Genomic DNA, 13,498 nt, shown 5'->3' on the forward strand with positions numbered 1-13,498 from the left:
CACGCGAGCTTACAAGGACGTACTTGCAGCGTGTCCCGCCAGCCCATCCGTACCCGCCCAAGCCAGCACAGGCGCACACCCAGAGCAGTTGACCTGGTTGTGTCGTTGACCTGAGCGCATGACTTGAAGAAAAAACCAAAAAAAAACCCGGCCGAAGCCGGGTTTCTCTGTGCATCCATCAACAACCAGGCAATCAGTCGCCCTGCTGCTTCTGCAGGTGCTCCCAACGCTCCTGGGCGTCGATGGTGCGTTCGGCGGTCAGACGGGCTTCCAGACGATCCAGGCCGATTTCCTCGCCCGTATCGACACAGTAGCCGTAGTCACCGTCTTCCAGGCGCTTGAGCGTGCTGTTGATCTTGCCGATCAGCTTGCGGTAACGATCGCGGGTACGCAGTTCCAGCGAGTTCTCGGTCTCGCGGGTGGCGCGCTCGGCTTCATCGCCGATATCACGCACTTCTTCCTGCAGGTTCGCGATGGTCTGCTTGGATTCCTCGACCAGATCATTGCGCCAGTGCTGCAGGCGCTGGCGGAAATACTCCAGCTGCAGCGGGCTCATGTATTCCTCTTCCGCACTCGGCTTGTAGCCGTCGGGCAGGATCGGACGACCAGTGGCTTCGTCAGTCTTGTATTCCACCACCTTGACCTTGGTGCGCGGAGCCGGAGCAGACGAGCGCGCTGCCACGGCAACGGCGACCTTGCCGACCGGACGCGACACAGGCTTGGGGGCGGACTCGGACTTGACGGGGGTTTTTGCAGGCGATTTCGAAACGGGCACGGGATTCTTGTTTTGCGGGGCTTTCGAGGCGGGGGCTGCCGCTACCGGCGCCGGCGCGGACGCCGGAGGGGTAACAGGCTTGGCCGCGGACTTGGCCGGGACAGACTTGGCCGGTGCCGGCGATGCCGGCTTCGGTGCGGACTTCACTACGGGTGCTGCAGCCGGCTTGGACGCCGACCTGGTTGCCACGGGCTTGCTGGCAGTCTTGCTCGCCTTCACCGGCGCGGGCGACGGCTGTTTGGCCGCAACCTTCTTCACCGGGGTCGGCTTGGGAGCCGGCTTGGACACAGCCGGCGCCGCGGATTTCTTCGCGACGGTCTTGCCGACCGCGGCCTTCTTCACCGGCGCCTTGGCGACCGGCTTGGACGGCGCAGCCTTCTTGGCCGCCGCTTTCTTTACTACCGGCTTGGTGGCAGCCGCCTTCTTCACCGGGGTCTTGGCGACCACCGGCTTCTTGGCGACGGCTTTCTTCGCCGGCGTGGCCGGTGCCTTGGCCGTGGATTTCTTTACGGGTGCCGTCCTGGCCGCCGGTTGTTTGGATGCAGGCTTGCCAGCCGGCTTGGGGGCCGGTTTTTTGGCAACGGACTTGGCCGCCAACTTCTTAGCAACAGGCTTGGCGGTTTTCTTGGCGGCCTTGACGGCCTTCTTTGCAGTTTTTTTAGCAGCCACGAAACGCTCTTCCTTGGTTTCCCCGGGGCCCGGGAAAGCGGGCCTTTATAGCCTACCCGACCAGCAGCAGCAACCACACCGCCTACTCCGTTCAGCCCCGGAGTCACAAGGGGTGCGGCCGATCCGCCCATCGAGCGGACCGACCTGCGCCGTTCGGCACCTGACCCGGCCAGCAGCCGGGGCGGCCCGCCACGCGCGTGGACGCGGAGGGGAGCCAACGCCCCATCCTGCGACAAATGCGGCCTTCATGCCAACTGCTCTAAGATTGGCGGGTGATCTCACGCCTGCTCATCGCCCTGCTGCGCTTCTACAAGCGCTTCATCAGCCCGTTGCTGGGGCCGCGTTGCCGCTTCATGCCCAGCTGTTCTGAATACGCCATGCAGGCCATCGCCACGCATGGGCCCGCGCGCGGGAGCTGGCTGGCCGCGCGCCGGCTGGGCCGTTGCCATCCCTTCCATCCCGGTGGCATCGACGAGGTGCCGCCGCGCGCCACGGACGACGCCGCCTGCCGCTGCACAGGAAAACACTGAAATGTCCTCCACGCTCATCGTCAACGCCCGCCTGGTCAACGAAGGTCGCATCAGCGACGGCGACCTGCGCATCGAAAACGGCCGCATCGCGCAGATCGGCGCCGGCCTGGAGGCCCGCCCGGGTGAAACCGTCGTAGATGCCGCCGGCCGCTGGCTGCTGCCGGGCATGATCGACGACCAGGTGCACTTCCGCGAGCCGGGCCTGACCCACAAGGGCGACATCGCCACCGAATCGGCCGCGGCCGTGGCCGGCGGCCTGACCAGCTTCATGGACATGCCCAACACCAATCCGCCGACGCTCAGCGCCGACATCCTGCAGGCCAAATACGACGCCGCCGCCGGCCGCGCACGCGCCAACTACGGCTTCTACATGGGCGCCAGCAACGACAACCTGGCCCACATCCAGTCGCTGGACCCCAAGACCGCACCGGGCATCAAGGTGTTCATGGGTGCCTCCACCGGCAACATGCTGGTGGACAACCCGGACACCCTCGACGCGATCTTCCGCGACGCGCCGACCCCGATCATCACGCATTGCGAAGACACGCCGATGATCGATGCCAAGGCCAAGGAGTACGCCGAGAAGTATGGCGACGCCCTCAGTGCCGAACAGCACCCGGACATCCGCTCGCGCGAGGCCTGCCTGAAGTCCTCCGAGCTGGCCGTCTCGCTGGCCAAAAAGCACGGCACCCGCCTGCACGTGCTGCACATCTCCACCGCCGACGAACTGAAACTGTTCGAGCGCGGCCCGCTGATCCGTGCCGATGGCAGCCGCAAGCAGATCACCGCCGAGACCTGCATCCACTTCCTTCGCTTTGACCGCAGCGATTACGCGCGGCTGGGCAACCTGATCAAGTGCAACCCGGCCATCAAGGAAGCCAGCGATCGCGAGGCCCTGACCCGCGCCGTGGCCGAGGACGTGATCGACGTGCTGGCCACCGACCACGCCCCGCACACCTGGGAAGAGAAGCAGAAGCCCTACCCGCAGGCACCGTCCGGCCTGCCGCTGGTGCAGTACGCGCTGGTCGCCGCGCTGGAGCTGGTCCACGAAGGCAAGCTGGACATCACCCAGGTGGTGCAGAAGTTCGCGCACGCTCCGGCGCAGCTGTTCGATGTGAGCCAGCGCGGCTACCTGCGCGAAGGCTACTTCGCCGACCTGGTGCTGGTGGAAGACGTGCCGTTTACGGTCAAGCGCGAAGATGTGCTGTCCAAGTGCGGCTGGTCTCCGTTTGAAGGCATGACCTTCCGCTCGCGCATCGCCTCGACCTGGGTCAACGGCGAACTGGCCTGGGACGGGACGCAGCTGGTCGGTGCGCCCAATGGTCAGCGCATGAGCTTCGACCGCTGATGCGTGCACGGGTCTTGAGTGTCGGCCTGCTCCTGGCAGGCGGTGTGATGGTGGGCGGCATGCTGCCCTCGCCCGCCTCGGCGCAGGCGGACGGTCGCGTCGTGTTTACCGCCAGTGCGTCGCAGGGCGCGATGGTGATCGGCAAGGTGCCGGCCGGAAGCGTGGTCCAGTACGCCGGCCGCAGCCTGCGGGTGAGTGGCTATGGCAGCGTGGTGTTCGGCATCGGGCGCGACGAGAAAGGGCCGCTGCAGCTCCAGGTACAGCGCCCCGACGGCGGCAGCGAGACGGTCAGCATCGCGGTGACCGCGCGCGACTGGCCGACCGAGCGGGTCAACGGCGTGCCGCCCAAGACCGTCAACCCGCCGCCAGCAATTGCCGAACGGATCAAGCGCGAGCAGGCCCAGGTCACCGCCGCGCGTGCGCGCGACGACAACCGCACCGACTTCGCCCAGGCCTTCATCTGGCCGGTGCAGGGCCGCATCAGCGGCCGTTTCGGCAATGCGCGCGTCTACAACGGCCAGCCCGGCGCGGGTCACTCGGGCATGGACATCGCCGTGCCGACCGGCACCCCGGTGAAGGCACCGGCGGCCGGCGTGGTCACCTTCGCCGGCCCGGACCTGTACCTGACCGGTGGCACCTTGCTGCTGGACCATGGTTTCGGGATCAGCTCGAACTTCCTGCACCTGTCGCGCATCGACGTGAAGGTCGGCGACCGCGTCGAACAGGGCCAGGTCATCGCCGCCGTCGGCGCCACCGGGCGTGCGACCGGGCCACACCTGCACTGGGGCATGAACTGGTTCGACACGCGGATCGATCCACTGCTGGTGCTTGAACGCGGCAAGTGATGGATGCATGCGGCAGGTAAGCTGCGCGCGCGGCAAGCGAGTTGTGCGCGGCCGGTACGGCGCGCTGTGAGGGTCGGTTCCCGAACGACCGCCGAGGGCGGTGCACCATCCGGTTACGCATGATCACTGACGAAAGCGCTGCTCCGGCAGCCGTCATGCGCCCCAGTGTCGATCAACACGGCCGGCGGTCGTTCGGGAACCGCCCCTACCGGTGCGCGCCTGCCGGTGCCGACGCACGCAGGCGGTGAATGCCTCCCGAGGCCGCCACACAGAGGCGGTGCCTCCTGTTGCCGCCACATCTACAGGGTGGCGCCAGATCAGCCCCGAYCGGCCCACCACGTGCGCAGCAACGTGCGCATCGGCGTTACCTTGAGCTCGCGGCCTTGCGCGCTGGCCTGCAGCCGCGTGCGTGCCAGGGAGGCATACATGCGACGTACGCGCGGACCGGCGACACGCGCCGGCCATTGGGCCAGCAGCTGCCGCGCCCACTGCTGGGCGGCGGTGTCGCCGTCGACGTCCAGCAGCGAGCGCGGTACCGCCGCCACGCCCGCCTCCTGCAGCCGCTGCGCCAACGTCTGTACCAGCACCGGGGCGGCCACGTCGCCACGCGCCGGGGTGTCGAACATCACCGCTTCCACCGCCGCCACTGCCGCTGCGTAGGGCTGCAGCGCACGCCGCGCCTGCGCCGGCTCCAGCGCGGCTGCGCGCGCATCGATCAAGTCCGGCAGGGTGTCGGCCAGCGCCGTCCACGGCGCACGCACCGGCTCCAGCAGGCGCCCCAGCGGATGCCGCGAGCGCTGCGCGGCCCAGCTGCGCAGTTCTTCGCCCCACCACGCCAGCTTGGCGTCGGACGGGGTCGGGTCGCCGTTGGTGTTGAGGATGTCGTCGAACTCCTGCAGCAGCGTGAACCATGCCACGGCCAGGCTGCGCTGCGCCTCGGGCACGAACGGTTCGGCCACCGACCATTCCGGCCAGCGGGTCCGCCACTTGTCCAGGAAACTGTCGAGGGCGCTGGAAGTTGTCACGGGAAATCCTTGGAAGTGATGTGCCGACCAACCGTCGGCGGCTACCGGGGTGTGCACCGGCCGATTGCCGGTGCATGCCTGGGTTGCGTTGCGCCTCGGCCCACGGCCGATGCCTGGCGGGCGATCAGGCGCGTGCCACCGGCCAGGCGTCAGCCCGCTGCAGCTGCGCGGGCTGTTCGATCATGCACTCCGCGCCCCACGCCAGCGGGTCGTCGGCATCGAGCCGGTAACCCCACAGCGCGGCCACCGAGGCCATGCCGGCGGCATTGGCAGCGACGATGTCGCGTTCGTCATCGCCCACGTAGATGCAGGTGGCCGGGTCGATCTGCAGGCGCTCGGCTGCGGCCAGCAGGGGCAGCGGATGCGGCTTGCGCTGGGCCAGGGTATCGCCCCCGATCAGCACCTTGCAGCGACTTTCCCAGCCCAGCTGCGGCACGATCAGACGGGCCAGGTATTCCGGCTTGTTGGTGACGATGCCCCACACGCAGCCGGCGGCATCCAGCGCATCGAGCATGCCTGCCACGCCGTCGAACAGCGTCGCGTACTGGCCGATCAGGCCTTCATAGCGCTCGAGGAACTCCGGCACCAGCGCATCGCGCTCGATCTGCCCCAGTTCCGGGAAGGCCACCGACACCATCGCTCGCGAGCCCTTGGAGACCACCGGACGCAGTGCGTCCAGGGTGGTCGGCGGGCGCTCGCGCGCGGCCAGCATCGCGTTGGCCGTGGCCAGCATGTCCGGCGCGCTGTCGAGCAGCGTGCCGTCCAGGTCGAACAACACCGCCTGCGGGAAACCAGACTCAGACACGGGCGGCATCGTCCGGCTTGACCGCATGGGCCAGGTAATTGATGTCGGTGCGCGAACTCAGGCGCGCGCGGTTGCGCCACGGTTCGTAGGCCATGCCGCTGACGTCGCGCAGGTTGAAATCGGACGCGCGCAGCCACTTGCCCAGCTCGGCCGGCTTGATGAAATCCTGGTAGTGGTGCGTGCCCTTGGGCAACAGCCGCGCGACGTACTCGGCGCCGACGATGGCTACCGCGAAGGCGGCCGGGGTGCGGTTGACCGTGGACAGGAACAGTTGGCCACCGGGCTTGAGCAGACGGTGGCAGGCGGCGATGATCGCGCCCGGGTCCGGCACGTGCTCGAGCATTTCCATGCAGGTGACCACGTCGAAACTGCCCGGCTGTTCGGCGGCCAGGTCCTCGGCGGCCTGCACGCGATAATCCACCTGCACACCCGATTCCAGGCTGTGCAGCCGCGCCACCTTGACCAGTTCCGGGGCCAAGTCGATCGCGGTGACGTCAGCGCCCTCCTTGGCCAACGCTTCGCTGAGCAGGCCGCCACCGCAGCCGATGTCGAGCACGCGCGCACCGCGCAGCGTGACGCGGCTGGCGACGTACTGCAGGCGCACCGGATTGAGCGCGTGCAACGGCTTCTGCGGGCCGTCGACGTCCCACCAGCGGTTGGCGAGGGCGGCGAACTTGTCCAGTTCGGCCTGGTCGAAATTGGTGGAAGCGTGCGGGGTAGTCATGGGAATCCTTGGTGCATCAAGCGCGGATGTGGCGGATGCGCTCGCGCCACTGGCGGGCGTTGGCGACGATCGCCGCAGTGTCCATGCCGACCAGCTCGCGCTGGACCAGCTTGGGCTGCCCGGCGATCCAGACATCGCTGACCTGGTGGCGGCCGGCGGCATACACAAGCTGCGACAGCACATGGTGCAGCGGCTGGGTTTYCAGCGCGGACAGGTCCACGCAGACCAGGTCGGCCTGCTTGCCGACCTCGATCGACCCGATGCGGTCGCCGAAGCCCAGCGCGCGCGCACCGCCCAGGGTAGCCGCGCGCAGCGTGGTAGCCGCGTCCAACGCGGTCGCATCGTTGGCCACGGCCTTGGCCAGGATCGCCGCCGTGCGGTTCTCGCTGAACATGTCCAGGTCGTTGTTGCTGGCGCAGCCATCGGTGCCGATGGCCAGGTTCACCCCGGCGCGCTGCAGGGCGCAGGCCGGGCAGAACCCGGAGGCCAGTTTGAGGTTGGATTCGGGGCAATGCACCACGCTGACGCCACGCTCGGCGCACAGGTGGATTTCCGCTTCGGTCAGCTGGGTCATGTGCACCGCGATCAGGCGGTCGTTGACCAGGCCGAGACGGTCCAGTCGCGCCAGCGGGCGTTGGCCGTGCAGCTTGATCGAGTCGCTGATTTCCTGTGCGGTCTCATGCGTGTGCAGGTGCACCTGCATGTCCAGCTGGTCGGACAGCATGCGCACGCGCTCGAAGTTGGCGTCGTTGACCGTGTACGGCGCGTGCGGGGCAAACGAGGTGCCGATCAGCGGGTCGTTGCGCCACTGGTCGTGCAGCTCGCCGGCCTTGGCGAAGTACTCGTCGTCGGTCTTGGCCCAGGCGGTGGGGAAATCAATGATCACCGCACCGACCAGCGCGCGGAAACCGTGCTGCTTGTAGACCGCGGCCTGGACGTCGGAGAAGAAGTAGTTTTCGTTGGCGCAGGTGGTGCCACCGCGCAGCATCTCGGCGATCGCCAGGGTGGTGCCGTCGGCGACGAACTCCGGTCCGATCACCGCCGCTTCCACCGGCCAGATGTGCTGCTGCAGCCACACCATCAGTGGCAGGTCGTCGGCGACGCCGCGCAGCAGGGTCATCGGGTTGTGGGTGTGCGCGTTGACCAGGCCCGGCATCAGCGCCGCGTCGGGACGCGAGACGGTCTGGACGGGGGCGAAACGCGCACGGGCCTCGGCGCGCGGCAGGATCGCGATGATCTCGCTGCCACGCACAGCCACGGCGTGGTCTTCCAGCACCACCGCATGCGGTTCGATCGGGACCACGTAACCGGCTTCGATCAGCAGGTCACAGGTTTCGGGAATGCGTGCGGTGTCGGTCATGCGGGCTCACTTGTCTGGGCGGACGACCCGAAGGTGTGGGCGACCGGGACGCTCTGGAACGGGACGCTCTTGACGTAGCGCCGGCCGTTGGTGGGCTGCGCGTGGCATCGGCAGCCGACCAACGGTCGGCTCTACCGGGTGCCGCTGCCGACCAACGGTCGGCTCTACCGTAATCCGGCTTCGCCGGATTACTTGCCTGCGCGGGCGGAGTACTCGCCCGAGCGGGTGTCGACCTTGATGATTTCATCCTGGTTGACGAACAGCGGCACGCGGACCACCGCGCCGGTTTCCAGGGTGGCCGGCTTGCCGCCGCCGCCCGAGGTGTCGCCGCGGACGCCCGGGTCGGTTTCGGTGATCTTCAGCTCGACGAAGTTCGGCGGCTGGACGAAGATCGGCTCGCCGTTCCACAGGGTGACGATGCAGGACTCTTCGCCCTTCAGCCACTTCTCGGCGCCGCCCATGCCGGACTTGGTGGCCTGGACCTGCTCGAAGGATTCGGGGTCCATGAAGTGCCAGAACTCGCCGTCGCTGTACATGAAGTCCATGTTGGTATCCACGACGTCGGCCTTCTCCACGTCGTCGGTCGCCTTCATGGTCATTTCGACCACGCGGCCCGACTTGATGAAGCGGTACTTCATGCGGGTAAAGGCCTGGCCCTTGCCCGGCTTGACGTACTCGGTCTCAGTGATGACGGCCGGTTCGTTGTTGATCAGGATCTTCATCCCGTTCTTGACATCGTTCATGCCAACAGTGGCCATGCTGAAACTCCTGAATGGGCAAACGCCGCGCAGGCGCGGCGAGCCGGATAGAATGGGATATCCCACCGATACCGGTGGGGTGAGGCGATATTTCTGACCCACATGATAACCGCAGGCCCCCATTCCATGCAGCTTTCCGCCACGCCCCTGGCCGCCCCCGTCCGCTGGCAGCAACGGTGGCGCGAGGCGATCCGCGACCCGCGCGAGCTGTTGCGGCAGCTGGGGCTGGACCCGCTGGAGCTGGGCGTGTCGGACGCGGCGGCGGGCCAGTTCGCGGTGCGCGTCCCGCAGGGCTTTGCGGCCCGGATGCGCCACGGCGACCGCCACGACCCCCTGCTGCGCCAGGTCCTGCCGATCACCGACGAACTCAAGGTCGTGCCGGGCTTCAGCCTGGACGCGGTCGGCGACGGCGCCGCCAAGAAGGCCACCGGGGTGATCCAGAAGTATCGGGGCCGCGCCCTGCTGGTGACCACCGGCAGCTGCGCGATCAACTGCCGCTACTGCTTCCGTCGCCACTTCGACTACGGCAGCGAGAACGCGGCCCGGGAAGGCTGGCGCGATGCGGTGGACGCCATCGCCCTGGACCCGGACATCGACGAGGTGATCCTGTCCGGCGGCGATCCGCTGTCGCTGGCCACCCACAAGCTGGTCGAGCTGACCCAGGCCCTGCGGCAGATCCCTCACCTGCGCCGCCTGCGCATCCACAGCCGCCTGCCGGTGGTGCTGCCCGAGCGCGTGGATGACGAACTGGTGCGGTGGCTGGTCAGCCTGCCGTGGCCGGTGGCGTTCGTGATCCATGCCAACCACGCCAATGAATTCGATGCTTCGGTGGACGCGGCGATGGCGCGCCTGCGTGCGGCCGGGGCCACCCTGCTCAACCAGGCGGTGCTGCTGCGCGGGGTCAACGATTCACTGCCGGCCCTGCAGGACCTGAGCGAGCGCAGCTTCGCCGCCGGCGTGCTGCCCTACTACCTCTACCAGGTGGACCGGGTCGAAGGCGTGGCCCATTTCGAGGTCGACGATGACACCGCCAAGGACCTGCATGCGCAGCTGACCGCGCGCCTGTCCGGCTACCTGGTGCCCAAGCTGGTCCGCGAGATCTCCGGCGACAGCAGCAAGCGGCCGGTGTAAGGCGCCGCGGCCACCCCCGGTGGCCGCGGCGCGTCACATCCCCGATTCGATCATCTGCACCACGTCGGTGGCGCTGACCGGGTGGCTCAGCCAGTAGCCCTGGGCCAGGTCGCAGCCACGCTGGGCCAGCAGGTCGAACTGCACTTCCTGCTCGATGCCTTCGGCCACCACGGTGATCCCCAGCGCGTGGGCCATGGCGATGATCGCCGTGGTCAGGGCCAGGTCGTCCGGGTCGCGCTGCATGTCGGCCACGAAACTCCTGTCGATCTTGACCCCGTCCACCGGCACCTGGCGCAGGTGGCTCAGCCCGGAGAAGCCGGTACCGAAGTCGTCCAGCCACACCTTCACCCCGGTGCGGTGCAGCTTGTCGAGCAGGGCCGCGGCCAGCATTTCATCGCCGATCACCGCCGTTTCGGTCAGCTCCAGGTGCAGGCGCGAGGCCGGCAGGCCGGTGTCGCGCAGGCAGTCGGCGACCACGCTGGGCAGCTCGCCACCGCGCAGCTGGCGCGGTGAGACGTTGACCGAGACGAACAGGCCATCGTTGTCCACGCCGTGCGGCCACTGCACCGCTTCCATGCAGGCCGCACGCAGCACCTTGGGGCCGATCACTTCGATCAGGCCGCTCTGCTCGGCCACTTCAATGAACACCGATGGCGGAATCGTGCCCAAGGTCGGGTGCTGCCAGCGCAGCAGTACCTCCACCCCGACCATGCGCCGATCGCGGGTGCGGAAGATCGGCTGGTAGACCAGCCGCAGCTCGCCGCGCTCCCACGCCCCGCGCAGCTCCTGCTCCATGTGCACGCGCCGTTCCACCGCATGGTCCATGGCCCGGCTGTAATAGCGGTAGCAGTTCTTGCCGGCCATCTTGGCTTGGTACATGGCGATGTCGCCGTTCTTCAGCAGCGTGGTGGCATCGGCCGCATCGTCGGGGAACAGGGTGACGCCGATCGAGCTGCCCAGGAACAGTTCCCTGCCCTGCACGAACAACGGCTTGCCGAGTTCGCGCACCAGGATCTCGGCCAGCTGCCGCGCATTGGCGGCCACGTCGCCTTCGCCGAGCAGGATCACGAATTCATCGCCACCAAAACGCGCCAGCAGTGCCTCGTCCCCACCGGCCTGGGCCACGGCGGTGCTGATGCGCTGGGCGAACTGCAGCAGCGCCTCGTCGCCGGCCTCGTGGCCGAGGGTGTCGTTGACCCGCTTGAAGTCGTCCATGTCGGCAAACAGCAGCGCCAGCCGATGGTTGGACGCGCGYGCGGCCATCAGGCGATGGTCCAGCGCCTCGCGGAACGCCAGCCGGTTGGTCAGCCCGGTCAGCGCATCGGTGTAGGCCATGTGCCGCACTTCGCGGTCATGCCGGGCGATGGATTCGCTCATGCGGCCAAAGGCCCGCACCAGCTCGCCCATTTCATCGTTGCGCGTGCTCTGCCGCAGCTGCGGGCGGTAGTCGCCCGCCTCGATCTGGCGCGCGGCCGCGGCCAGCCAGCGAATCGGCGTGACCAGGCTGCGCTGCACATACATGATCATGCCCACGCCGATGCCCACCAGCAGCCCCAGCATCAGCAGCAACCAGCCCAGGTGGCGCTTGCCGACCTGCTGAAGGCGCTCGCCCAGGGTCTGGTTGGCGCGCAGCTCCATGGCCTGCACATCGTCCAGCGCCATGCCCACCCGCACGCCGCCGATGCGCTGGTTGCCGATCATGATCGGCATGGCGTTGTCGAGCACCTTGGGCGACTGCTGCACCACCAGCGTACGCGCGGCGACCGCACCGGCGGCCAGCGGGTCGCTCATCGGCCGGCCGAAATCGATCACCTCGGTGCTGCCGTCGTGGACCAGCTTGCCGTCCTCGTCGAACACCAGTACGTAGCGCACCACCTGCTGCCGCGAGGTATTGCGCACCAGCGCGCCGACCTGCTCCAGGTCGTTGTAGTACAGCGGGTTGGCCAGCGCGTCGGACAGCTCGCGGGCCAGCGCCTCGCCGCGGCTGCGCACGCTGCGGTCGAACAGGTCGTGGATGACGTTGCCGCTGAGGTGCTGCACCTCCCCCTGCATGGTCGCCTGGCGCCCCAGCACCACCGCCACGATCACCACCACCACCAGCATCGCGCCGCTCATCGCCAGCACGAACCGTGTCTGCATTCCGGAACCCAACAGCCTCATTCCACTTCCATCCGCACGCGAGCCAGCCCTTGTTTCAGTTCATCCAACCGGTGCTGCATCTGCGCATCCACCCGATGGAACCCGGACGTACCAAAAAACTTCTGCAGCGCATCCTGCGCCAAGGGATCTGCCGCGGCCTCCAGCAGTACCTGCTGCAGGCGATCACGCACGTTCGCATCCAACCCGGCGCGCACCATCTCCACCGCACGCGGGTACGGCTCGGTGCGATGGATGACGCGGAAGTCGCGCAGGAAATTGGCCGGGATCCGATGCCCGTCGGACCAGTCCACGCTGCTCACCGCGCCGGCATCGACCACGCCCTTGTGGACCAGGGTCGCGATGTTGCCCTCGGTGCGGGCGAACACATAGCCCACCGTATCCGGGGCGGCCGCATCGCGRGCGGACAACAGGATCTCCGGGGTCAGCCCCTCCTGCAACAAGGTCATCACCGGCACCAGGTAGGCGCTGGTGGAGGCCACGTTCTGCAGGGCCAGGGTATGCCCCTTGAGATCGGCCAGCGAAACGATCGGACTGTCGCGGCGGACGAAGAAGACGGTGTGGTAATCCCGCACGCCGCTGCGCTCGGTGAGCAGCAGGGGCTGTGCGCCGCTGCGCATGCCCAGCGCCACGGCGGTGCCGGAGGTCTCGGTGACCCAGTCCACGCGGCCGCGGCGCAGGTAGCTGCCCATCTGCTGGGCATCGGGCGCCATCAGGATGCGACCTTCGGTAATGCCGACATCACGCATGCGCGGGACCACGTAATCCAGCAGGGGTTGCAGTTGCGCATAGTGTGACTTGGGATTGTCGCTGATCCGTCCCAGCACCAGCACGTTGCCGGGATCGGCCATGGCAGGCCCGGTCATCCATGCGATGGCCAGACACAGCAGCGCCCCCTGCAGCAGCCATCGCAGACCTGATACTCGCATTCACTCCCCCCAAGGAATCCGAACAGCCTACCCGAAAAAGTGAGAACTGCGTCAGCTCATTCGGGGCGGTTGTTCGCCAATCTCGCCATCCGCTGTGCATCGGCGAGGATGCCGCGCAGCAGGCGGACTTCCTGTTCGCTCAGTTCGGTACGCAGGAAGAGGCGGCGCAGTTTGCGCATCGCCGAATCCGGTGCGCGGCCCTTGTGGAAGTCGATCTCGTCCAGGGTCTGCCCAAGCTGGCCGAACAGGCCTTCAACCTGGGCATGGCTGGCCGGCTGCTCGCGGTGTTCGGGGTCGGCCGGGGCCGCGCCTTCGACGCCGCCGAGCACGGCCATGCGCAGTTCGTAGGCCAGCACCTGCACGGCGGCGGCCAGGTTGAGCGAGCTGAAATCGGGATGGGACGGGATGTGCACGGCCAGGTGGCATAGCTGCAGTTCTTCGT

Annotated in this window: 13 protein-coding genes; 4 read left to right on the top strand and 9 right to left on the bottom strand. The window is 67.8% G+C overall.

Going from position 1 to position 13,498, the window contains the following annotated elements:
- Window positions 1-193: 193 nt before the first annotated feature.
- Window positions 194-1,444: an RNA polymerase-binding protein DksA gene (gene dksA, locus ACXJKH_RS06330; protein WP_457318736.1), complete on the bottom strand. Its 1,251-nt coding sequence runs from the start codon at window positions 1,442-1,444 to the stop codon at window positions 194-196.
- Window positions 1,445-1,716: 272 nt separating this feature from the next.
- Here dksA and yidD point away from each other — a divergent pair, with 272 nt between their 5' ends.
- Genes yidD through ACXJKH_RS06345 form a run of 3 tightly spaced genes read left to right on the top strand, consistent with a single transcriptional unit; the run spans window position 1,717 to window position 4,167 of the window.
- Complete coding sequence (gene yidD / locus ACXJKH_RS06335; protein WP_256774727.1) at window positions 1,717-1,974, top strand: membrane protein insertion efficiency factor YidD; 258 nt, start codon at window positions 1,717-1,719, stop codon at window positions 1,972-1,974.
- A gap of 1 nt (window position 1,975) precedes the next feature.
- On the top strand, window positions 1,976-3,322 hold the full coding sequence (locus ACXJKH_RS06340; protein ID WP_256774726.1) for a dihydroorotase: 1,347 nt from the start codon (window positions 1,976-1,978) through the stop codon (window positions 3,320-3,322).
- Window positions 3,323-3,369: 47 nt separating this feature from the next.
- Entirely contained in the window at window positions 3,370-4,167 is a 798-nt protein-coding gene (locus tag ACXJKH_RS06345; RefSeq protein ID WP_457318749.1) for a M23 family metallopeptidase, read from the top strand.
- A gap of 317 nt (window positions 4,168-4,484) precedes the next feature.
- Here ACXJKH_RS06345 and ACXJKH_RS06350 read toward each other — a convergent pair whose 3' ends face one another.
- The 5 genes from ACXJKH_RS06350 to efp form a co-directional block, all read right to left on the bottom strand.
- Entirely contained in the window at window positions 4,485-5,192 is a 708-nt protein-coding gene (locus tag ACXJKH_RS06350; RefSeq protein ID WP_457318738.1) for a squalene/phytoene synthase family protein, read from the bottom strand.
- Between the two features lie 124 nt (window positions 5,193-5,316).
- A complete protein-coding gene (locus ACXJKH_RS06355) occupies window positions 5,317-6,006 on the bottom strand; it encodes a phosphoglycolate phosphatase (RefSeq protein ID WP_457318740.1) in 690 nt (229 codons plus the stop codon).
- Window positions 5,990-6,721 carry a bifunctional 2-polyprenyl-6-hydroxyphenol methylase/3-demethylubiquinol 3-O-methyltransferase UbiG gene (ubiG, locus tag ACXJKH_RS06360; RefSeq protein ID WP_256774722.1) on the bottom strand — a complete coding sequence of 244 codons (732 nt, stop codon included), beginning with the start codon at window positions 6,719-6,721 and terminating at the stop codon, window positions 5,990-5,992. The genes ACXJKH_RS06355 and ubiG overlap by 17 nt, the downstream gene beginning before the upstream one ends.
- A gap of 16 nt (window positions 6,722-6,737) precedes the next feature.
- Window positions 6,738-8,081 (bottom strand): TRZ/ATZ family hydrolase, encoded by a 1,344-nt coding sequence (locus ACXJKH_RS06365; protein ID WP_457318742.1) that lies wholly within the window; start codon window positions 8,079-8,081, stop codon window positions 6,738-6,740.
- A gap of 188 nt (window positions 8,082-8,269) precedes the next feature.
- Window positions 8,270-8,839, bottom strand: a complete 570-nt coding sequence (gene efp, locus ACXJKH_RS06370; protein WP_256774720.1) for an elongation factor P — start codon at window positions 8,837-8,839, stop codon at window positions 8,270-8,272.
- Window positions 8,840-8,965: 126 nt separating this feature from the next.
- Between efp and epmB the strand changes: the two genes are divergently transcribed.
- On the top strand, window positions 8,966-9,970 hold the full coding sequence (gene epmB, locus ACXJKH_RS06375) for an EF-P beta-lysylation protein EpmB (RefSeq protein WP_457318744.1): 1,005 nt from the start codon (window positions 8,966-8,968) through the stop codon (window positions 9,968-9,970).
- 33 nt (window positions 9,971-10,003) lie between these two features.
- Here the strand turns inward: epmB and ACXJKH_RS06380 are convergent, their stop codons facing one another.
- The 3 genes from ACXJKH_RS06380 to ACXJKH_RS06390 form a co-directional block, all read right to left on the bottom strand.
- Window positions 10,004-12,130 carry a putative bifunctional diguanylate cyclase/phosphodiesterase gene (locus ACXJKH_RS06380; RefSeq protein WP_256774718.1) on the bottom strand — a complete coding sequence of 709 codons (2,127 nt, stop codon included), beginning with the start codon at window positions 12,128-12,130 and terminating at the stop codon, window positions 10,004-10,006.
- The gene (locus ACXJKH_RS06385; RefSeq protein ID WP_457318746.1) at window positions 12,127-13,056 is read right to left on the bottom strand and encodes a phosphate/phosphite/phosphonate ABC transporter substrate-binding protein; all 930 of its coding nucleotides are present in this window, start codon (window positions 13,054-13,056) and stop codon (window positions 12,127-12,129) included. The genes ACXJKH_RS06380 and ACXJKH_RS06385 overlap by 4 nt, the downstream gene beginning before the upstream one ends.
- A 56-nt stretch (window positions 13,057-13,112) precedes the next feature.
- Window positions 13,113-13,498 (bottom strand): RNA methyltransferase (locus ACXJKH_RS06390; protein WP_457318748.1); only part of this gene is annotated, 386 nt, incomplete at its 5' end.

It is taken from the genome of Stenotrophomonas sp. P5_B8 (assembly GCF_054049855.1).